Raw genomic sequence first — 22087 nt, forward strand, 5'->3', positions numbered from 1 at the left:
ATGTCACAAGAGCGATATCTCCAGATCAAAAAAGAATATAAAATTCGACTAGTATTAGTAATTTTTCTTTTAGTCCTTTCTTTTATACTATATTTGCTTATAGTTCTAAGTTTTTCTAGACATATCCCATTTATAGCAACAGTTATGGGGACGGTTATACCCTTTAATTACTTTCTAGTGGTCCCGGTTTGGCAAGAGAAAAAAGCGATTGAAGAAGAGCATCCTGAATGGAAGAACCTTAGTACTAGTGGAGTTAAGGTTCCTTCATCTGAATCAGATAAAAAGATTCTTCCATTTATTGGAACTGTGCTGGCCTTATTCTTCTCTTTTGCGATGCTCTACAGACCAGTTAAAGTGAATAAGCCAATACCTAGTGTTGAAGAAATCAATAAGATACCAAAATTGGACCGCAAAACACCTAAAACACCAAGCTCTTCTAGTTCTGAAAGAGTTAACTCCTCAGATTCCGGGGCATCGTCTTCTACTGAAGAGAGCACTAAGGCAAAAAGTTCAGGAACGGAATCTTCAAAAGATGAGACACATAACTATGATTTCCATCTTCCCGGAGTTGATGATGAGGAATTGCGTAGAGTCATTGATAAATCCAAAAAAGATTTTAGTGAGAAACATGCTAAGGAACAGTCTACGGAAGATACGGAGGATAAAAATGAGTGATGCGAGTTTAAGAGCGCAAATTGATAGTGATAAAGCCCAAAAAGAAAAGTATAAGAGAGTACGAAATTCTATCCAATCACATGGCTTGGATTCAGATGTTGACCTTACTCGTTTTGAAAGCTATGTTGAACTTTGTGATAAAACTATTACGAAAATCGATAGTAATGAGGGGTATCATTATCTTTCAACCTTAAAGTCAAAACTGGAATCTGATAAAAAGACGCTTAAGGAGTACATTGACTTTGTCAAGGATGCTAACTCGTCGTTTAAAGATTTATATGTAACTCTTGGGGAAAAAATATCAGATTTAGATAATGCCATAGCTAGTAATAGAGCAGCATATAATAAAGGGAAACCATGGTGGGAACAACTTTGGTGGTAAAAGGAGGTGTCTATGGATACAAATATTAATACTATTGATAGTAGTTATACAAGTGATGTAGTAACATATGATGATAGTCAGATTGACACAGTTATCAATGAATTGAATGAAATCGTGAATCTTCTTTCTAGTATAGATACTGAGATATCTGGTTTGGACTCAAATGATACGGAATGGAAGGGAGAAAGCAAGAATCAATACTTAGACCTAAAGATATTTCTAAAATCCTATCATTCGGACTATGGTAAGAGTATAGAAGAACTTAGGAAAGTGGTATCAGGTTTAAAAACATTACTCGGTTCTATCTCCACTTCAAATGTCATAAAGGAGATTGATAACGCATGATATTTACATTAGAAGCCTTATACACACTACATATATTTAATGATTACTCAGATGATTTGGCATTCCTTCCACTTCCAACTGCTATTGAAGGGAATGAAAATAGAAAAGACAACCTTTTGTGGGTAATTGAGAAAGGTTTTGAAGATTTAAAGGAGATGGGGCTTATCGTTGATAATCGGCCTACAGAAGAATGTGTTCAATATGGAGCGTATTTGAAGGAGTATCACGAAGCTAACTATCATTGTCAGATTGATCAGCTCCTATCCTATGCGCCTGGAGTAGATGAATTCAAACGAATGGCTGTTATTATCATGGAAGTCGGTGACAATCAATTTCAACTAGACCGAGCAGGTAGTGCTGTTTTCCTAGCCTTTTTGATGGAGATGCACCCTGTCTTACAAGAAGTTGATGATACTATCAAAGATTATATTCATTCGCAATGGGAAGAGGAAGCATTTATGCGCTTGATAGTCCACCATGGGAATGAAGAGGCCCTTCGTATCCGAATCAATGAGTTTTCCAAAGATACACAAGACATTATCTATCTAACAAGTGATCATCATTTATATGAATATGATGTATCGAAGCAAATGCGCCGTTCGATTGATAGTGAACAGCTAAAAACACAACTAATAAAAAAATTGAAAGTGAGGATGTGATATGGGGGTAGATTTCAAACTCGTTTTAAATGATCAAGAACAACTCATTTACCACTGTCTTAATATAGTCACACTTACGAATCAAGTTTCGACCAAGATTCAACATGTCATTTCAACACTTCCCGACCTATCCTCTGAGGGAGCCTATCATGATTTGATTAGTAACAGTAAGACTAATGGGGGTCTAGGTTCGTATTATCTGAAAGCACAGGAGTTTGAGACACTCAGCGAGGTGCTCTATAGACATGCGCAAAATACTTATAATCAAATGGTAAATACAGATAAGGTTTTAGCTACATCGATTGCCAACTTTTTGTTAGAAGAACCAACCACAAGTGCCGAAGATAAAGAAGCCATTAGAAAAGACCCCAAAGGCTCAGTTGAACAAATCATGCGAAACCGTCAAGCAGATGCAAAAGAAAGTGGGGCCCAATGACGAAGTATTATAGTAATAAACCCGACTTTCCCGGTGATCCAGCCTATCCTCTGATTTCGTCCAGTAGTTATTTCAAGTCAATGAGTGATATCATGGATGATATCGAAGCGGCGGGTAAGGTTGTAACAGACGAGGGAGTTGAAGATCTCTATGTTCAAAATGGGGAAGCTTCATTAGGGACGACCAAAGACAGTGCTATTTTCGACAAATCAATGAAGCGTATTTATAGCATGTTAACGAGTGCCAAGAAGATTCATTCAGACATCATGCAGAATATAGATAGCAAGTTCACCAAGGGGATGGATGCGGCCTTCGTGACATTAAATGATGTTAATGGAGCCAATAAACCCTATAAGAGCAAGTATACGAAACAAACAGTGCCAAAGAAAGTCTTAGCCGGATATAAGGCTGACGGTACTTCTGTCTATATTGACACCACCGAACAGAAGTCCTATACTCTGTCAGAAATCCTAGATGGCAAGGCAAGTCCCATTCAAGCCGCTAAGGATGTCTATGATGATCGTATAAAAGCTGTTAAGGAGATGATGGCTAAAAAGGATCAGCTATCAGATGAACAAATCAAGGCCTTAGAAGGTAAGAGTGCAGAGGAAATCGTAGCTGTTCGCTATCCTGGACAACTACCAGACTATCAACGACTCAAAGCCAGTCGCTACTACGAAGAGAATAAGGAAAGTCTCCAGTATGTGGATATGGCCCTCAAAGTTGTAGCCTTTTTAGGTATGGCAGGAGGAGCAATCTTAGCTCCTGCGACAGGAGGAACCTCGCTAACAGTCAGCTATGCTAGTATGGCCTACTTAGCGGCTGATAGTGCTTATTCGGCCTTTAATGGCCATACGATGATTACCGGAAATCAGTTATCGACAGAGGATCGAGTATGGGCTGGTATTGATGCGGCAGTCACTCTTGTGAGTATGGGTTCGGTAGGTTATCTGGCCAAACTAGCTAAGAGTGGAAAGAATGGCTCTACGGTATTGAAAGGGCTAGCAACGGCAGGGAAACATGCGGATGATGTAAACGATGTTTCTAAGGTGATCTACTCCTTTGCGACAGATCAAGATCCGAACGCAGCACTTCAGAATTTAGTGCTTGGTCAAGTGATGGGCCTTGGAATGAACTCGGCAGGGAATTATATTGGTAAAAAGTTTGGTGTACCAGCCGTAGATGTGCCAAGCACCAAAACATCACATCTGGATATCCCACTTCAAGGCAAGCAAATACCCAAGCTGGATCCAGCTAATGTACGTTTGAGTAGTAGGCCAGACCTGCATCTAAAAGCCAGCCCAGCTGATGGGACCCTAGCTAAGCTGAAAACCCATCCACCAGTCAGCGTGGATTTGCCGAAGATGAAGCAGATTAGGGCTGATTATAATGATTATGTCGCTCACAAGACGAGCGTGGGAGAAAACCCACTCTCTATGTCAGATTGGAAGCTGAAGGTTAATAACCTGAAGCAGAATCAAACTGTAGGGAAAGAGTTTAAGGTAGCTCAAACTGAAAACTTCAAACAGATTGCTAGCCATGTTGAGAATAGAATCACGATAGCTACTACCATAGATGGTCAAGTTAAAAAAGTACAAGTCGATGCAATTGGTTTTGATAGTAATGGTAAGATTCGGATTCAAGACTATACTGCATCTAGCAATATTTCTTCCAAACGCCAAGCAATCCTTGATAATATCGAAAGAAATGGCGGAGTCATTGTTGGTAAGGGGAAAGGCAAATTTGTTGGCGGTGTAGAAATTCCGAAAGGAACTCGGATTGATGTAATCAAAGGAGGGTCACAGTTCTCACCAGAGTGGCAGATGTACTTAAATGAATTTCCAAAAGTTCAAGTGGATAAAAACAAAGTGGATGAGATTCTTAAAATACAGCCTAATCCTGATAGTGGTATATTTAGACCTGAACCTCAAGAATATCTTCCTAAAGAATATAGACAGGCACACAAGGAATTATTCGATGATGGAGTTGCTGCATTTGTGAAAGATGATTTCTTTATCCAGAAATTTGGTAACTTTGGTCGAGAGGATGGGGCTTTTGTTTTTCCTAAAGATGTAGCAAAGGCCATGATTAAAGAGGCGGACGGGAATCCGAGAAAATTAGAGGCTTTATTGGGACTGGATGAGGGAAGTCTAGGAGACACTCCTAAAATGGTGCTTCCACAGGAGATTCATAACTACAGAATTCCTGATGGAAATGAGGGAGGTTCACGTGATAATTCGCAGTGGCGACCAGGAGGGAAAACATACCCTGGAGGAGTTCCAGAAGCAGTAATTGACCCAGTTCCAAAAGATAAGGTAACATTAGTAGATATTTGGTAAAAGACAAAGGAGATAAAAATGGAATCAATTTATGTAAGTCAAAAAGACATGTTGGAAATCTGTCAAGATGGGGAAAAGTATTTCTTGCGTTATCCAACTTTTAATATTACCTGCCCAGAAGTGATTAGAGAAATTCCCAAAGAAGCTGCAGATAGTTATATGTCGGGAGAACATACTGGCAAAGAGTTGATGAATTATGCGCAATATGGTTTTTGGAGATCTAAAAAACAATATACACAAGAAGAGTCGAATAAAATTTTTATACAAAATAATCCTGACTTAATTTTCAATGATTTATCTTATAACAAAAAAATATTTTCTCCTGAAGAATTTACACAAATCGTCACTCAAGCCATCTCTTCAGAACTCAAGCCAACTGAACTTGACGCCATTGGCACAGTTGATAATCATTTAGAGCTTCTTCTGGTGGATCCAGTCGACTGGCAGGAAGAGATAGAAGCAGTTCATCTGGAAATTCTGCAGGAAAAAATTAACAATTATATTCACTTCCTCGAAAGCAAGCAGTATGTGGCACGATATGGCGATAGCTTTGACAAGAAAGTCATCCATATCACCTTCCAGTATTCTCCATCGGATAACGGCTTAGCCTTTCTCGCTGCGGTTCAGAAGGTATTACAACCGACGGATATGAGCTTGAAGGTGGAATTACCAGAGTGATAAAGAGAGCGAATGACGCTCTCTTTTTTATGATATAATGTAATAAAGTAGTTTCCAAAGGTTCCGTTGAACAAATCAAGGCCTTGGCGGGTAAGGTTGTAACAGACGAGGGAGTTGAAGATCTCTATGTTCAAAATGGGAAAGCTTCATTAGGGACGACGAAGGATAGTACAACATTTGACAAATCTCTGAAGCGAATATTCAAGATGGTCTCGAAGACGAAGAAGATTCATTCAGACATCATGCAGAATATAGATAGCAAGTTCACCAAGGGGATGGATGCAGCCTTCGTGACATTAAATGATGTTAATGGAGCCAATAAACCCTATAAGAGCAAGTATACGAAACAAACAGTGCCAAAGAAAGTCTTAGCCGGATATAAGGCTGACGGTACTTCTGTCTATATTGACACCACCGAACAGAAGTCCTATACTCTGTCAGAAATCCTAGATGGCAAGGCAAGTCCCATTCAAGCCGCTAAGGATGTCTATGATGATCGTATAAAAGCTGTTAAGGAGATGATGGCTAAAAAGGATCAGCTATCAGATGAACAAATCAAGGCCTTAGAAGGTAAGAGTGCAGAGGAAATCGTAGCTGTTCGCTATCCTGGACAACTACCAGACTATCAACGACTCAAAGCCAGTCGCTACTACGAAGAGAATAAGGAAAGTCTCCAGTATGTGGATATGGCCCTCAAAGTTGTAGCCTTTTTAGGTATGGCAGGAGGAGCAATCTTAGCTCCTGCGACAGGAGGAACCTCGCTAACAGTCAGCTATGCTAGTATGGCCTACTTAGCGGCTGATAGTGCTTATTCGGCCTTTAATGGCCATACGATGATTACCGGAAATCAGTTATCGACAGAGGATCGAGTATGGGCTGGTATTGATGCGGCAGTCACTCTTGTGAGTATGGGTTCGGTAGGTTATCTGGCCAAACTAGCTAAGAGTGGAAAGAATGGCTCTACGGTATTGAAAGGGCTAGCAACGGCAGGGAAACATGCGGATGATGTAAACGATGTTTCTAAGGTGATCTACTCCTTTGCGACAGATCAAGATCCGAACGCAGCACTTCAGAATTTAGTGCTTGGTCAAGTGATGGGCCTTGGAATGAACTCGGCAGGGAATTATATTGGTAAAAAGTTTGGTGTACCAGCCGTAGATGTGCCAAGCACCAAAACATCACATCTGGATATCCCACTTCAAGGCAAGCAAATACCTAAGCTGGATCCAGCTAATGTACGTTTGAGTAGTAGGCCAGACCTGCATCTGAAAGCCAGCCCAGCTGATGGAACCTTGGCTAAGCTGAAAACCCATCCAACAGTTAGTGCGGATTTGCCGAAGATGAAGCAAATTAGGGTTGATTATAATAATTATGTCGCTCACAAGACGAGCGTGGGAGAAAAACCACTCTCTATGTCAGATTGGAAACTGAAAAATAACGTATCTGAACAAAATTTTGCTAACTACAGAGAGTTTTCAACTACAAAGATTGATGACTTCAAGAAAAATTTCAAAGATGTCGAGACTAGGATAACCGTTGAGACACGTAATGCAGCAGGTGAAATTCAGCGTATCCAATTAAAAGCAGTCGGTGTAGATGAAACTGGAAAAATTCGCATTCAAGATTATACAACTGCGAAAGATGGTTTGTCCATTAAACGCCAAGATATTCTGGATAATCTATCGAAATATGGCGGTACTGTCGTAGGCGAAGGAAAAGGTCGCTTTACGGGTGGTACTAAAATTGAACCAGGAACTCGAATTGAGATTATTTCTCACAAAACATCGGATATTTCAATTGAGCATGTGTCACCAGAAATCAAAAAGGCGACATTTGCAAAATTCGATGAACTTGCAAGTAAAGAAATAGACTGGAATACACCAGAGAAACAAGCGGCATTTAAGGAAACTTTTGATACGTATGCGGAACGTGCTGTTAGAGAAGGGGCAGTTCCAAATAAAGAAGTCTTTTATAAGATGTATGAGGCTAGACAGTACGATTATCCAGATGTATACAAAGATGCCATTAAGCAGCCTTATTTAAAAGGGGGGGCTTCTTCTGTTGTTGATGGTGCTAATATGAAGAGATTTGCTTTTAGTGGTGATAACCCAGTGATTGGAAGAAGAGACATAAAAACAGGGGTTGGTCAGGGTACGTTTGCGACGAGTATTGTGGAAGATTCTGCCCTTTTGTATGATAAGAGTGGAAACCTGAAATCAGGTTCAGAAGTAGCAACGGTAAAAGGATTATCAGAGGATGCTTACAATACAGGAATGTATCAATATGAGTATAGTCCCGAGTTAGTTAGAAATATGGATAAAGAAGGTTGGATACAATTTCCAAATGGTGATACGCCAGGTTCCTCATCCTTAAATATCCCGGGAGCCAAAACGTGGGCCGGTTCTAACATTAATATGTCTGAGAGCGAATTGCTTATGCCGACGATTGACATGCAAGGACATTCTTATGATGATTTTCTATCTGCGATTGAACGTCAAGGATACTATGAAATCAAAAATCCACGTGTCTATAAACCAGGCACTAATGAAATTGAGCAAGTTGAAGGGATTTTCAGAATAAATCAATGGAGTAAATAAATGCAGACATACAAACTAAAAAATAAAGAAAATTATAAACACTTTGTCAAACATTATCTGGAAGTGATGAGAGAAGGAAAAGAAGCAGAAGCTTTTCTTGGAGAGGACATTAGGTATCGTTTTCAACAACGAAACTCAATGATAACAGAATACACTGATATTCAGGTGTTGCTGGAATATTGTTTATTCCCTCTATATATAGAAGGTGATAGGGATATAGAGAGAAGGACATTTGAGATATTAAAAGAGTTTTCTTTAAGTATTGATGAAAAGAAAATATGGCAAGTTACGGAATATTTATTGCTTCAAGATTTCATTCTGGCGGAATATAAACCCCTTCCTTTTGAAATTGATACAAGAAAATTAGTTCCTCTTATACTTGATACAATAGAAAAACTTCCTAATGAGTTAAAAACTAGTGGATATTACAGTCGATTAATTGGAAATATTAAATCAATTCCTTCTTTCAAGTCTTATGAGGTGAAAAAGGTAGAGAAGATTCTTAAGGAATTCAAGGAAAAATACTACAATCCCCCTAAGGTAGTAGAAACCATTAAAACAGTTGAGAAAGTTGAACTAGATGTTACAAGTATCGATGCGATGGGTGTTTCAGATGACCATCTAGAGTTGTTGTTGATTGATGAAAACAAATGGATAGAGTCATTAGAAGAGGAGCATCTCTTGAAACTTCAAGAAAAACTCAATAACTATATCTACTTCCTTGAAAGCAAGCAGTATGTGGAACGATACGGTGATAAGTTTGACAAAAAAGTCATCCATATCACATTCCAGTATTCTCCATCTGATAACGGTTTAGCCTTTCTTGCAGCGGTTCAGAAGGTGTTACAACCTACAGATATGAGCCTGAAGGTAGAATTACCGGAGTGATAAAGAGAGCGGAAACGCTCTCTTTTTGTGGTATAATGTAATATAGACACCACCGAACAGAAGTCCTATAATCTAGTAGAGATTCTAGATGGCAAGGCAAGTCCCATTCAAGCTGCTAAGGATGTCTATGATAGTCGTATAAAAGCTGTTAAGGAGATGCTGGCTAAAAAGGATCAGTTATCCGATGAGCAAATCAAGGCCTTGGAGGGTAAAAGTGCAGAGGAAATTGTAGCTGTTCGCTATCCTGGACAACTGCCAGACTATCAGAGACTCAAAGCCAGTCGCTACTACGAAGAAAATAAGGAAAGTCTTCAGTATGTGGATATGGCCCTCAAAGTTGTCGCCTTTTTAGGTATGGCAGGAGGAGCAATCTTAGCTCCTGCGACAGGAGGGACATCGCTAACAGTCAGCTATGCTAGTATGGCCTACTTAGCAGCTGATAGTGCTTATTCGGCCTTTAATGGCCATACGATGATTACCGGAAATCAGTTATCGACAGAGGATCGAGTATGGGCTGGTATTGATGCAGCAGTCACTCTTATGAGTATGGGTTCGGCAGGGTATCTGGCGAAACTAGCTAAGAGTGGAAAAAACGGCTCTACTGTATTGAAAGGGCTAGCAACGGCAGGGAAACATGCGGATGATGTAAACGATGTTTCAAAGGTGATCTACTCCTTTGCGACAGATAAAGATCCGAACGCAGCGCTTCAGAATTTAGTGCTTGGTCAAGTGATGGGCCTTGGAATGAAGTCGGCAGGGAATTATATTGGTAAAAAGTTTGGTGCACCAGCCGTAGATGTGCCAAGCACCAAAACATCTCATCTGGATATCCCACTTCAAGGTAAGCAAATACCCAAGCTGGATCCAGCTAATGTACGTTTGAGTAGTAGGCCAGACCTGCATCTGAAAGCCAGCCCAGCTGATGGAACCCTGGCTAAGCTGAAAACCCATCCAACAGTCAGCGTGGATGTACCGAAAGTCAAGCAGATTAGGGCTGATTATAATAATTATGTCGCTCAAAAGACGAGCTTGGGAGAACAACCGCTCTCTATGTCAGATTGGAAGCTAAAGGTTAATAACCTGAAGCAGAATCAAACTGCAGGTAAAGAGTTTAAGGTAGCTCAAACTGAAAACTTTAAACAGATTGCTAGCCATGTTGAGAATAGAATCACGATAGCTACTACCATAGATGGTCAAGTTAAAAAAGTACAAGTCGATGCAATTGGTTTTGATAGTAATGGTAAGATTCGGATTCAAGACTATACTGCATCTAGCAATATTTCTTCCAAACGCCAAGCAATCCTTGATAATATCGAAAGAAATGGCGGAGTCATTGTTGGTAAGGGGAAAGGCGAATTTGTTGGTGGTGTAGAAATTCCGAAGGGAACTAGGATTGATGTAATTAGTAGTAGCAACCAAAAAATAGAAAACTTCAAGATGGAGCTGGAAAAACTAAAGCGGCCAGATATATCTAGAAAAATCATTGACGGTTTGATTAGTACAGAAAACGGTGAACGTTTAGATCCTTCCAGATATATTTCACACCAAGAGATAGAGACACATCTAAATATGTTTAAGGATGGAGTTGTGAAGGTTATCAGTGAAGAAGGATTTAATAAATCTGTGATGAAATTTGGTGGGAATATTGGACCAGAAAAGGGACATTATGCAATGCCAAAATTTATATATGATAAAGCTGTATTGGCATCAGATGGGAATCCGAGAGTATTAGAGGAACTATTGGGCTTTGATAGAGGGTATTTAGGTGATTCACCTCTTACTATTAATGTTAAAAATCCTAAAAATTTACGTATGCCGTCAGGCAATGAACCAGGTGCTTGGCAAGGTCTTTGGGAACCAGGAGGTTTTACAAAGGGCGGTATACCAGAGGCAGTTGTAGATCAATTTAAACCAGGTGATTATACAATAGGAAAGGTATTTGAATAGGTGTTTGTATGGCAATAGAAATTCAGCAATACAAAAATTGTACGATATTAAAAAACAACAATGATTATCAGATCCTTTGGAGTAGAGGGAAAGAAGTGCTTAACTATCCCATTAGCCAAGAATTAGCAGAACGTGTTTCAAAATCAGAACAAGATTCTTTAGAAGTAATGTTTTATTGTGAACACCATCGTTGGCCAAAGGCAGATGAGTTAAATGATTATAATCATTCAGATACGATTGTACATAAAGGCGATGGATTTGTTGTATATGAGACAAATGGTTATTACGAAATTGGCTTCTTTAAAGAAATTGGAGGAGCCATGGGTCCAGAAGTTTGCTATCCTATCAATAAGGAACTGATGGATAAAGCATTTGAATCTTCTAGGGGAGCATATGAAGTCATGATTTATGCTGAAACAGGGCGCTGGCCCTTAAGTAAGCAAGATGATATTGATAGAAACTACATACGTAATCATCCTGAAACTATGCTATCAAATATAGAAGATCAACGTGAGTTGTTTGATGTTGAAGAGTTTAAAGCTCTTGTAAAAAAAGCCATCTCTTCAGAACTCAAGCCAACTGAACTTGATGCTATTGGTACAGTTGATAATCATTTAGAGGTTCTTCTGGTGGATTCAGTCGGCTGGCAGGAAGAGATAGAAACAGTTCATCTTGAAATTCTGCAGGAAAAAATTAACAATTATATCTACTTCCTCGAAAGCAAGCAGTATGTGGAGAGATATGGCGATAACTTTGACAAAAAAGTCATCCATATCACATTCCAGTATTCTCCATCTGATAATGGGCTAGCCTTTCTGGCTGCTGTTCAGAAGGTATTGCAACCGACGGATATGAGCTTGAAGGTAGAATTACTAGAGTGATAAAGAGAGCGAATGACGCTCTCTTTTTGTGGTATAATGTAATAAAGTAGTTTCCAAAGGCTCCGTTGAACAAATCATGAAAAACCGTCAAGCAGATGCGAAAGAAAGTGGGGACCAATGACGAAGTATTATAGTAATAAACCCGACTTTCCCGGTGATCCAACCTATCCTTTGATTTCATCCAGTAGTTATTTCAAGTCAATGAGTGATATCATGGATGATATCGAAGCGGCGGGTAAGGTTGTAACAGACGAGGGAGTTGAAGATCTCTATGTTCAAAATGGGGAAGCTTCATTAGGGACGACAAAGGATAGTACAACATTTGACAAATCTCTGAATCGGATATTCAAGATGGTCTCGAAGACGAAGAAGATTCATTCAGACATCATGCAGAATATAGATAGCAAGTTCACCAAGGGGATGGATGCGGCCTTCGTGACATTAAATGATGTTAATGGAGCCAATAAACCCTATAAGAGCAAGTATACGAAACAAACAGTGCCAAAGAAAGTCTTAGCCGGATATAAGGCTGACGGTACTTCTGTCTATATTGACACCACCGAACAGAAGTCCTATACTCTGTCAGAAATCCTAGATGGCAAGGCAAGTCCCATTCAAGCCGCTAAGGATGTCTATGATGATCGTATAAAGGCTGTCAAGGAAATGATGGCTAAAAAGGATCAGCTATCCGATGAGCAAATCAAGGCCTTGGAAGGCAAGAGTGCCGAGGAAATTGTAGCTGTTCGCTATCCTGGACAACTGCCAGACTATCAGAGACTCAAAGCCAGTCGCTACTACGAAGAGAATAAGGAAAGTCTTCAGTATGTGGATATGGCCCTCAAAGTTGTAGCCTTTTTAGGTATGGCAGGAGGAACAATCTTAGCTCCTGTGACAGGAGGGACCTCGCTAACAGTCACCTATGCTAGTATGGCCTACTTAGCAGCTGATAGTGCTTATTCGGCATTTAATGGTCATACGATGATTACCGGAAATCAGTTATCGACAGAGGATCGAGTATGGGCAGGTATTGATGCAGCAGTCACTCTTGTGAGTATGGGTTCGGTAGGTTATCTGGCCAAACTAGCAAAGAGTGGAAAGAACGGCTCTACGGTATTGAAAGGTCTAGCAACGGCAGGGAAACATGCGGATGATGTAAACGATGTTTCCAAGGTGATCTACTCCTTTGCGACAGATAAAGATCCGAACGCAGCGCTTCAGAATTTGGTGTTGAGCCAAGTGATGGGCATTGGGATGAAGTCGGCAGGGAATTATATTGGTAAAAAATTTGGAGCACCGGCCGTAGATCTACCAGGCGCTAAATCGTCTCATCTGGATGTCCCACTTCAAGGTAAGCAAATACCCAAGCTGGATTCAGCTAATGTACGTTTGAGTAGTAGGCCAGACCTGCATTTGAAAGCCAGCCCAGCTGATGGGACCCTGGCTAAGCTGAAAACCCATCCACCAGTCAGCGTGGATGTACCGAAGGTCAAGCAGGTATCAGGCGATGGCGCAGTCAAGGCTGTTAGCGGAGTCAAGCCGGGTGATGTTGATGTACCGAAGGTGAAGGGAACAGCGAATCCATCACCAAGTCAATCAACAACATCTCCAATAAAAAATATGCCACTGGAAGAGTATGAAATGTATCGGACGAAGAGTGTGATCAACCCTGAGTCGGATACAATGACATTAGGTAAATATGAGCCTACAATTAGACCTGACGGGACTCAAGATTGGAGTACACCTGGTCCAAATTCATACATCAGCAAGGCTGGAGATACCACTTACTTCAGTTTAGGGGATGATTGGGATAAATTGACGAAAGCATATAACTTAGACAGCCGTGGAGAACAAATGTTTGAAGCATTTAATAAACCAGCATTGGATGATGCAGTTGCGCAAGGCAAGACCATTCGATTTTCTCATGATCCACGTTTAAAAATTTATGAAAAATCAGCTATAAGATGGGAATGGGATTATTTAAAGGAACATCATGGATATAAAGATATGGACTTTATAGGAGGATATTGGTATGCAGACAAATAGTATGTTAGAATTAGCAAGAGAAACTCGAAAGAAAATTAGGGGAGTATTTAGGGAAAGAGTGGATACGATTGCTGGTTATGATTTCGTTGATGAACCAAATCATCAAATGTTTAAATTAAATTTTGCGGCTTATAATTATTCTTGGGTACAGTTTAATTACGAGAATGATTTCTTCGAGATTTATGTTTTTTTCAATAGTGATGAGGGTTTACTGCTTTCTAAGGAAAATAGTCGTTATAGCGAAATAAGCGATTGGGATAGTTATTTAAAAGAAATCATGACAAAAATCGAGTCTCATATCCCAGAGAAATATTTAAAAGCTAAAGGTTGGCGATAAAAGAGAAAGAGGTGTTGATATGGCTCAAGAAAGTATGGAAGCTATAAAACAAGAAGTGATTGAACGGATTCAGCGTTCCTTTGGAGATAGAGCCTCTGAAGTAACTATTTGTGAGTTGGTCGATGTCCCAAATCATCATATATTACGCCTCGTATTCAGGGCGTATGACTACTATTGGGTTCAATTTAATTACGAGAATGATTTATGCGGGTTCTCTATTGTTTTGAATGATGAATTTGGAGCGTCGCTTGAAAGCAAAATGCGTAGCTATATGGGAACAAAGGATTGGGATAACTACTTAAAAGAAATCATGTCAGAGATTGAACTGCGTATCCCCGATGAGTTCTTAAAAGCTAAGGGTTGGTTGTAAAACCTGTTTAAACTATGACTTTACAAAGAAATAAGTATTTTCTTTTATGATAGAATAAATGAAGCAAGAGTTTACCAATGTTTTATTGGTAAACTTTTACTGTACAAGGACAACTGCCAGACTATCAGAGACTCAAAGCCAGTCGCTACTACGAAGAAAATAAGGAAAGTCTTCAGTATGTGGATATGGCCCTCAAGGCTATAGCGGTTTTTGGTATGATAGGAGGAGCAGTCTTAGCTCCTGCGACAGGGAGGGACATCGCTAACAGTCACCTATGCTAGTATGGCCTACTTAGCGGCTGATAGTGCTTATTCGGCCTTTAATGGCCATACGATGATTACCGGAAATCAGTTATCGACAGAGGATCGAGTATGGGCAGGTATTGATGCAGCAGTCACTCTTGTGAGTATGGGTTCGGCAGGTTATCTGGCCAAACTAGCTAAGAGTGGAAAGAATGGCTCTACGGTATTGAAAGGTCTAGCAACCGCAGGGAAACATGCGGATGATGTAAACGATGTTTCCAAGGTGATCTACTCCTTTGCGACGGATAAAGATCCGAACGCAGCGCTTCAGAATTTGGTGCTTGGTCAAGTGATGGGCATTGGGATGAAGTCGGCAGGGAATTATATTGGTAAAAAATTTGGAGCACCAGCCGTAGATGTACTAAGCACCAAAACATCTCATCTGGATATCTCACTTCAAGGCAAGCAAATACCCAAGCTGGATCCAGCTAATGTACGTTTGAGTAGTAGGCCAGACCTGCATCTAAAAGCCAGCCCAGCTGATGGGACCCTGGCTAAGCTGAAAACCCATCCACCAGTCAGCGTGGATGTACCGAAGGTCAAGCAGGTATCAGGCGACGGCGCAGTCAAGGCTGTTAGCGGAGTCAAGCCAGGTGATGTGGACGTGCCGAAGGCCAAGGGAACAGCGAATCCATCACCAAGTCAACCAACAACTCGAGAAATCATTGACCAAAAACTAAAAGAGTATGGTGTTTCTTGGGATGAGTTTAATCGACTAAGGAATACACGTATCACTGAAATGTCTCAATATGAGTATGATATGATGATTGATATTCGTAAATCAATACTAAATCCAACGGAACAAACTGTTCTGCAGAAGATTATTCCTGTTGGAGATGCAGATAATTATTTTGGTGCTAAAGGATGGGGTGTTGGTGGATTCATATCAAAAAGAGGAGATGTGATTGATATTAAACCCATTGAAGATGCGGTGAATGGCTTGCGTCTTGATTATAAAAATTCTCCATTTGTTGAAACTATGATTGATGCAAATGGCAATAGGGTTGCAGTACGTGATCAGAATGGTAATTTGAAACTAAAAACAGATGCATTTGTCAGAATTGAATTTCGAACACACGACACTGATTATATAGATATTCCGATAGGTAATAGAGATGGTACAAAACTAGAGGCTGATCCAGCATCGGGTAATGGATTCATTAAGTCTGGTGAATATTTGATTCCGGAGTGTAAAATAGTTAAGCCAGACACCAAATTTCCTTCAGTCAAACTAACTGATGGGTCAAAAATGTATCTGAATGTTGGAGGAGAGGAAGTATTAGTAGGAGTTGTGAAAAATGGTAAAATGTATTACGTGGAGGGATGATGGATAAATTATACATAGTGGTTGATGGAATTGAACATCAATACTTTGATTGTGATAGTACAGGATATTATTTGATTTCCTATGATCCTTTATCAGAGAATAATGGTTATAAATTATTTGATTCAGAGTTGAAACAATATAGAAAATATTTGACAGAGAAACAGGTTGAAAAAAAATATAAAATTATAGATTATATTTGGTTTAATGAACAAAAATGGGATATTTTTCAACGAAGTGATGATAATTTAGATAAAGCCAATTCATGGGTAACGATTGTTTCCGACGATATAGAATTTTTAAATAGAAATGGACTATGGAAGGAGGAGAATTTAGTTGAAAGTAGGTATGGACATTTGTATTACTGTTCTTTACCAATCGAGGCAGAAAAGTTTTCTCTAATTCGAACTAGAAAAAATCTCCCTATATAGTTAAGATAGTAAGAAAGTAGTTTATTATGAAATCAGTTAATTTTACAATAAAAAGCAACCAATCACTAAGAATTGGTGAGGTGCTTCAAGCAGAACTTTTTGAATGTTACAGCGTTTCCGCTAAGGATGCAGGATTAAAGCCATCTGCAGACTCTCTTATTTCGGATTTCCATTCTGTTCAGTTTGGGGTTAAAGAGAAGTCTAGTTTAGGGTTCCGTCTATCTTTTGGTCGTCAAGCCTATCAGGTATCTGTCCCAGATTTGGCGACAGCTTCTGATTGGACTGGGGCCTTGATGTTCTTGAAAACCTTGCTCATTCTCTTAGATGTAACTGTATGTGAACATGATGGTGTGGAGTATAATAAAGATTCTATTCTAGAATTTCATTTCACAGATATTTTCTTATCAGCTCTTTCAGAATTGACTAAGGAAGTAAAAGTCCATCCTATAGTAGAAGTTATGGGAGTGAAACGTCCTATTTACATCAATGAACTCTACCTAGGGCAGATTATCCATGTGCCGGACGAGCAACTCTTAAATAGTTATGACCAGCGTTTGCGCTTTACCCAACAGCTAAATGCTTATTACTCTGAGCAGCAAGTTTTTAAAGTAGAGCAAAATGGAGAGGACATCATTATCCCTATCAATTATCTAAATAGTGAAGGACGAACTATTTTGCCGGCTCAACCAGAACTAGAACCTCAATATTTACAAGAGTATCGAGGAAGTAAGGTTGCAGTTGCACGACTGTTTATCATGACAGCCGATGGGGAAAAACTAGCCGAGGTTCCTTATCGACAGTTCTTAGAGTCGTTGACTGAGGGCATCTATATGCTAGATGCCAAGTATGTTCTGGTCGACCTAATTTCTCCTGAAACTCTGCAAGCTGTCTTGAAAAAGGGAGGATTTTAAGAAAAATTCCTGTTCAGTTAACTTTTTCAGATGTTAGAAAAGAATAATGTTATTTTATTCTTATGGTTGTTGATGTATGGAATCAATCTCTTCATCAACGGGCTCAATCATTTCCTAGCGTATCTCTTGCTTGCTTTGTTACCTATTGCACCTATTTTCCTAGGACTATTTTTGGTATCATTTTTTAAATCCAATGTAGTAACGCTAGAGAACTTGAATACAGTCAATAAAAACCAAGAGAAATACCGTGAAGAATATGGCTATACCATTGAAGAATGGTACGGGAAAAAGTCAAAAATCTACAAGGAACATGTCAAGAAGTCTAAAAAGAGATAAAGATTTATAGACACTATTTCTAGTCTCTTGAAACTAACCACCTGAAACAAATTCAGGTGGTTTTCTTTTGCTTTTCTCATCTTCTCACGGTATCGCTCGTGTGGTATAATGGCATAAGGATTGTTCGTCATTTCAGACGAGTTTATGGAATTCAGGATAAGTTAGCAGGTGAGATGAGTATTTCTGTCAGTCTCCTATACACCTGTTAACAACTGTCAAAAGTAAAAGGAGAGTGTAGATTGGTTTTATTAGTATTAGTGCTTTTGGGTTTGCTCATTCTAATCTTAAAAAGGAAACAGAAAACTGCTAAAAAATCTGAAGGAAACGCCAAGAAAAGAAATTGGCTATTAATAGGTTGCTTATCCATAGTGATTCCAATGGTAATCTTCACAGTGTTCAGTCCGATTTTTTCTCTAATGGATATGTGGGGGCTATTTGCCCATGCAAGTCGAACTGAGCTTGAGCAAGCTGTGCATCGTTCTTATCAAAATTACGGTCTTACAGGACAGTTTGAGTTAGAAAAATACGAGAAAAACTATACAAGTGTGGGAGGATTTATAATCCATGGTACCTATAGTGAAAATATAGCTGGAAAAAACTATCAGGTTAAAACTCGATTTAAATACTATACTCGCTTTTCGAAAAATGAAACATATGGAAAGACAGATGCAGAAGTTGATTACAAAAATGGTAAAAAAATTTATAATGTTTTCCCAGAATTAGCCTATTTAGGGATTGAGGTTAGTCCAGGCACCAGCGAGTTTTTAAAAACACTGGACAGTTCAATCAAAGATCCTAAACTTCCTGATTTGAAGTATCAAGGTATTGGTTTTGAATTTAATAACCAATCTGATAATATCTATCTTTATAATGAAATATTGGAGGAAAATCAAAGCAAGGGCCAAGCTCTGCAAGGGATGTATCCAATGGATGCTCAATATCTTTTCCAAAAAGAGATTTTTATACCGACATTTGAATTTCAATATTTCGTTCCGAAGGAAAAAAGAGATCTCTTGTATGATGACTATCTAAAAGATCTTGAAAGGCTCATGAAGGAATTTTTTGCCAACCAATCCCTACCAAGAGGTCTTTATGCTGTAAAGATTGCTAAGTATGAAGAGGATAAACTTGTCAATGATAGTGGTGTTTACTATGTGAGGATTGATAATCAGCAAGTTGTAAAGCTGTTGCAAAAATTAGAGTAGGAGTTGCTAGGTCTAGTCCAGTTTTTTGTTCATAATTTCCAGTTGTGTCTGTTAAAATTTGATTTTCCCAGTGGACAATCGTCCACTTTTTTTATATAATAAAACTAAACCGAATTGGTTGAGTTTTAGAGGTGTAAGCTCAACCGTCGATTTGTTTTTCTAAGAGAGATATTCTCAATAAAGCATCACACTAGGGGGTGAATCATGTACCAACCAGAAAAACTCAAGGCTCGGAGAAAAGAGTTAAAATTGACACAGAAGGAAATTGCAGAGCAACTTGGGATCAGTTTTCAGGCTTACTCGGCTTGGGAACGTGGAATTAAGGAACCATCCAAGGAGAAGGTTGCCCAGCTAGAAAATATTTTAAAGGTAGCAAAGGGATATTTCACTCAGATCGAGATTGTTCGTCTCTACAATAGCCTCTCCAAGCAAGGGAAGGACAAGGTTGTGCTCTATGCTCGCAACCTAGCTCAAGAGGAACAAACACAGAAGGTGGCGACCATGCCAGAGCGCCTCTACGAGTATCGTGTCTATGAACGCATGTCAGCAGGGATCGGGGCTTCGGTATATGACGATAGAAATTTTGATACCGTTTACTTTAATGAAGAACTAGCCCACGATTTTGCTTCCTGGGTGGCTGGGGACTCCATGGAACCTAAATATCAAAATGGTTCCGTGGCTTTGATTCGAGAGACCGGATTTGATTATGATGGGGCGGTTTATGCAGTGGTTTGCAACAACCAGACCTATATCAAACGGGTTTATCGGGAGGAAGATGGCTTGCGTCTGGTCTCTATCAATCCTAAATACAAGGATATTTTCATCTCCTATGAGGAAGATCCTCGGATTGTGGGGATTATTGTTGGGAATTTTGTGCCGATGGAGGGTTAGCCTATGGGCTACTTTGATTATTCCAGAGAGCCCAAAAGTGATATTGCCTTTGTCGATATGAAATCTTTTTATGCCAGCGTTGAGTGTGTGAAACGGGGCTTGCATCCGCTGAAGACCTCGCTTTGTGTCATGAGTCGCGCGGATAATTCTACTGGCCTTATATTAGCTTCCTCTCCCATGTTTAAGAAGATTTTTGGCAAGTCCAATGTTGGCCGGGCCTATGATCTGCCTTTTGATATCAAAACGCGCAAATTTTCCTATTACAATGCTCGAAAGCAAGGCTTGCCTACTGACTTAGACTATGTTCGCTACATCGAAGATTGGGCTCAAGTGACTTTGGTTGTGCCACCTAGGATGGATGAATACATAGCGGTCAATATGGAAATCCAGCGAATCTTTCAAAACTATGGTAGTCCAGATGATATTTATCCCTACTCTATCGATGAGGGCTTTATCGATCTGACTAGTTCGCTCAACTATTTCATCCCAGACAAGAGTATCTCTCGCAAAGACAAGCTAGATATGCTTTCTGCTCGCATCCAGAGGGATATTTGGAGGCAGACAGGGATCTACTCTACAGTGGGTATGTCCAATGCCAACCCCTTACTGGCCAAGTTGGCTCTGGATAATGAGGCCAAGCACACTCCGACCATGAGGGCCAACTGGTCTTACCAGGATGTGGAAGAGAAGGTTTGGGCCATTCCCAAGATGACGGACTTTTGGGGGATTGGCAGGCGGATGGAGAAACGCTTGCATGCTCTGGGGATTTTTTCCATCAGAGAATTGGCCACCAGTAATCCAGACCAGCTACAGAAAACACTTGGTCAGGCTGGCCTGCGTTTGTGGTTTCATGCTAACGGGATTGATGAGAGCAATGTTCATAAGCCCTATAAAGCCAAGTCTCAAGGGTTAGGAAATTCTCAAATCTTGCCGAGAGACTACGTGAAGCTACGGGATATCGAAATTATTCTCCGAGAAATGGCGGAGCAGGTGGCTATTAGACTGAGAAGGGCGGGCAAGAAAACAACCCTTGTCTCTCTCTATGTTGGTTTCTCTAAACTGGAGGTCAGGTCGTCTATTCACACACAAATGAAGGTCGAACCGACCAATAATACAGCTATCTTAACGGATTATGTTTTGAAGCTATTTCATAATAAATACACTTCTGGAGCGATCAGAAGTGTCGGAGTCAACTATTCAGGATTTGTGGACGAGTCCTTTGGCTTGATCTCCCTCTTTGATGATGTTGACAAGTTAGAAAAAGAAGAAAGGCTCCAGACGGCTATTGATGCCATTCGGGAACAATTTGGTTTTACCTCCCTCTTAAAGGCCAATGCACTGGAAGAAGCCTCTAGGAGTCTTGCCAGAAGCAAGCTGATTGGGGGGCATTCTGCTGGAGGATTAGATGGACTAAAATGATTGATCGTTCTTATTTACCCTTTCCATCTGCGCGTGACTATCAAGATCCAGGGATGCAGAAGTGGATGGGCTTTTTCCTCTCAGAGCATACTAGTTCACTCGGTGAAGAAAGAAATCGGGTTGCTTTTTCGACGAGTTTGAATCCCGTTGAGAAGTTGCTCTTGCTTTCACAGCTTTATGTCGGGCAACTGAAGGGATGCTTTGTAGTCAAGGAAAGAAGGCATAAAACCACGATCATTGGTGAGGTAAGCGAATTATCACCTCAAACTCTATCTATTAGGACCAATGAGGGCTATAGGCTGGTAGAGGTAGTAGATGTCCTCGAAATTCGACTGTGGGAGGAGGGAGTGTATGACTAGAAAAGACTTGTATGAAAACAAACTGCAGATGGATTATTTTTCAGAAGCCTATATTCGTTTTGAAGAGGATTTTCAAAAATACTCTGCTATGAATGTGCCTTTGACTTTTTTGATCGATGACATCCTACGCACTATGGCGATGAATCAGAAAAACTACTTTGTCTTAAACAAGGAAAACGCCAAGGATGGGCGGGAGCATCGCTTTTATTTTAGGGTGGTGACGGAAAAAGAGTGTCCCAGAAATCGAACCTATGCATACGCTGGACTCAAAAATAGTAGTCAGTGACTAGGTGTAGAAGAGGGAAGTTTGATTTAGGAAAGATGGCTTGTGA

General features: G+C 40.0%; 23 protein-coding genes. All 23 read left to right on the forward strand.

Annotated elements, in window-relative coordinates; all coding sequences use genetic code 11:
* The 23 genes from NYE79_RS01810 (at position 1) to NYE79_RS01920 (ending at position 22041) form a co-directional block, all read left to right on the forward strand.
* Positions 1 to 675 carry a hypothetical protein gene (locus NYE79_RS01810; protein ID WP_251464303.1) on the forward strand — a complete coding sequence of 225 codons (675 nt, stop codon included), beginning with the start codon at positions 1 to 3 and terminating at the stop codon, positions 673 to 675.
* Positions 668 to 1057: a hypothetical protein gene (locus NYE79_RS01815; RefSeq protein WP_251464305.1), complete on the forward strand. Its 390-nt coding sequence runs from the start codon at positions 668 to 670 to the stop codon at positions 1055 to 1057. Before NYE79_RS01810 ends, NYE79_RS01815 begins: the two co-directional genes overlap by 8 nt.
* A 12-nt stretch (positions 1058 to 1069) precedes the next feature.
* Entirely contained in the window at positions 1070 to 1402 is a 333-nt protein-coding gene (locus tag NYE79_RS01820) for a hypothetical protein (RefSeq protein WP_339293742.1), read from the forward strand.
* A complete protein-coding gene (locus tag NYE79_RS01825) occupies positions 1399 to 2061 on the forward strand; it encodes a hypothetical protein (protein ID WP_070800581.1) in 663 nt (220 codons plus the stop codon). The genes NYE79_RS01820 and NYE79_RS01825 overlap by 4 nt, the downstream gene beginning before the upstream one ends.
* A 1-nt stretch (position 2062) precedes the next feature.
* Positions 2063 to 2497 carry a hypothetical protein gene (locus NYE79_RS01830; protein ID WP_070800582.1) on the forward strand — a complete coding sequence of 145 codons (435 nt, stop codon included), beginning with the start codon at positions 2063 to 2065 and terminating at the stop codon, positions 2495 to 2497.
* On the forward strand, positions 2494 to 4836 hold the full coding sequence (locus NYE79_RS01835; protein ID WP_339293743.1) for a hypothetical protein: 2343 nt from the start codon (positions 2494 to 2496) through the stop codon (positions 4834 to 4836). Before NYE79_RS01830 ends, NYE79_RS01835 begins: the two co-directional genes overlap by 4 nt.
* 18 nt (positions 4837 to 4854) lie before the next feature.
* On the forward strand, positions 4855 to 5514 hold the full coding sequence (locus NYE79_RS01840) for a DUF6572 domain-containing protein (RefSeq protein ID WP_070800592.1): 660 nt from the start codon (positions 4855 to 4857) through the stop codon (positions 5512 to 5514).
* 83 nt (positions 5515 to 5597) lie between these two features.
* Positions 5598 to 8111: a hypothetical protein gene (locus NYE79_RS01845; RefSeq protein WP_339293744.1), complete on the forward strand. Its 2514-nt coding sequence runs from the start codon at positions 5598 to 5600 to the stop codon at positions 8109 to 8111.
* On the forward strand, positions 8112 to 8999 hold the full coding sequence (locus NYE79_RS01850; RefSeq protein WP_251464313.1) for an NAD glycohydrolase inhibitor: 888 nt from the start codon (positions 8112 to 8114) through the stop codon (positions 8997 to 8999).
* A gap of 156 nt (positions 9000 to 9155) precedes the next feature.
* Positions 9156 to 10946, forward strand: coding sequence for a hypothetical protein (locus NYE79_RS01855; protein WP_251464315.1), 1791 nt, complete (start codon positions 9156 to 9158; stop codon positions 10944 to 10946).
* Positions 10947 to 11113: 167 nt separating this feature from the next.
* A complete protein-coding gene (locus NYE79_RS01860; protein WP_251464346.1) occupies positions 11114 to 11827 on the forward strand; it encodes a DUF6572 domain-containing protein in 714 nt (237 codons plus the stop codon).
* 117 nt (positions 11828 to 11944) lie between these two features.
* Positions 11945 to 13870: a hypothetical protein gene (locus tag NYE79_RS01865; protein ID WP_251464317.1), complete on the forward strand. Its 1926-nt coding sequence runs from the start codon at positions 11945 to 11947 to the stop codon at positions 13868 to 13870.
* Positions 13857 to 14207 carry a hypothetical protein gene (locus tag NYE79_RS01870; RefSeq protein WP_070800594.1) on the forward strand — a complete coding sequence of 117 codons (351 nt, stop codon included), beginning with the start codon at positions 13857 to 13859 and terminating at the stop codon, positions 14205 to 14207. Before NYE79_RS01865 ends, NYE79_RS01870 begins: the two co-directional genes overlap by 14 nt.
* Before the next feature lie 19 nt (positions 14208 to 14226).
* The gene (locus tag NYE79_RS01875) at positions 14227 to 14577 is read left to right on the forward strand and encodes a hypothetical protein (protein WP_070800593.1); all 351 of its coding nucleotides are present in this window, start codon (positions 14227 to 14229) and stop codon (positions 14575 to 14577) included.
* Between the two features lie 282 nt (positions 14578 to 14859).
* A complete protein-coding gene (locus NYE79_RS01880; protein ID WP_251464318.1) occupies positions 14860 to 16206 on the forward strand; it encodes a hypothetical protein in 1347 nt (448 codons plus the stop codon).
* On the forward strand, positions 16206 to 16634 hold the full coding sequence (locus tag NYE79_RS01885) for a hypothetical protein (protein WP_208447224.1): 429 nt from the start codon (positions 16206 to 16208) through the stop codon (positions 16632 to 16634). The genes NYE79_RS01880 and NYE79_RS01885 overlap by 1 nt, the downstream gene beginning before the upstream one ends.
* A 26-nt stretch (positions 16635 to 16660) precedes the next feature.
* Positions 16661 to 17545, forward strand: coding sequence for a DUF4299 family protein (locus NYE79_RS01890; RefSeq protein ID WP_216728915.1), 885 nt, complete (start codon positions 16661 to 16663; stop codon positions 17543 to 17545).
* Between the two features lie 30 nt (positions 17546 to 17575).
* Entirely contained in the window at positions 17576 to 17881 is a 306-nt protein-coding gene (locus NYE79_RS01895) for a hypothetical protein (protein ID WP_339293745.1), read from the forward strand.
* A gap of 239 nt (positions 17882 to 18120) precedes the next feature.
* Positions 18121 to 19086, forward strand: a complete 966-nt coding sequence (locus tag NYE79_RS01900) for a hypothetical protein (RefSeq protein WP_070567808.1) — start codon at positions 18121 to 18123, stop codon at positions 19084 to 19086.
* Positions 19087 to 19290: 204 nt separating this feature from the next.
* Positions 19291 to 19977: an XRE family transcriptional regulator gene (locus NYE79_RS01905; protein ID WP_000284670.1), complete on the forward strand. Its 687-nt coding sequence runs from the start codon at positions 19291 to 19293 to the stop codon at positions 19975 to 19977.
* Between the two features lie 3 nt (positions 19978 to 19980).
* Positions 19981 to 21396 carry a Y-family DNA polymerase gene (locus NYE79_RS01910; RefSeq protein WP_000540275.1) on the forward strand — a complete coding sequence of 472 codons (1416 nt, stop codon included), beginning with the start codon at positions 19981 to 19983 and terminating at the stop codon, positions 21394 to 21396.
* A complete protein-coding gene (locus tag NYE79_RS01915) occupies positions 21393 to 21755 on the forward strand; it encodes a hypothetical protein (RefSeq protein WP_000567204.1) in 363 nt (120 codons plus the stop codon). The genes NYE79_RS01910 and NYE79_RS01915 overlap by 4 nt, the downstream gene beginning before the upstream one ends.
* On the forward strand, positions 21748 to 22041 hold the full coding sequence (locus tag NYE79_RS01920) for a DUF5960 family protein (protein ID WP_000196988.1): 294 nt from the start codon (positions 21748 to 21750) through the stop codon (positions 22039 to 22041). The genes NYE79_RS01915 and NYE79_RS01920 overlap by 8 nt, the downstream gene beginning before the upstream one ends.
* The last annotated feature ends 46 nt before the right edge of the window (positions 22042 to 22087 follow it).

This window comes from Streptococcus sp. FSL W8-0197 (assembly GCF_037963785.1).
Classification (GTDB): domain Bacteria; phylum Bacillota; class Bacilli; order Lactobacillales; family Streptococcaceae; genus Streptococcus; species Streptococcus oralis_CQ.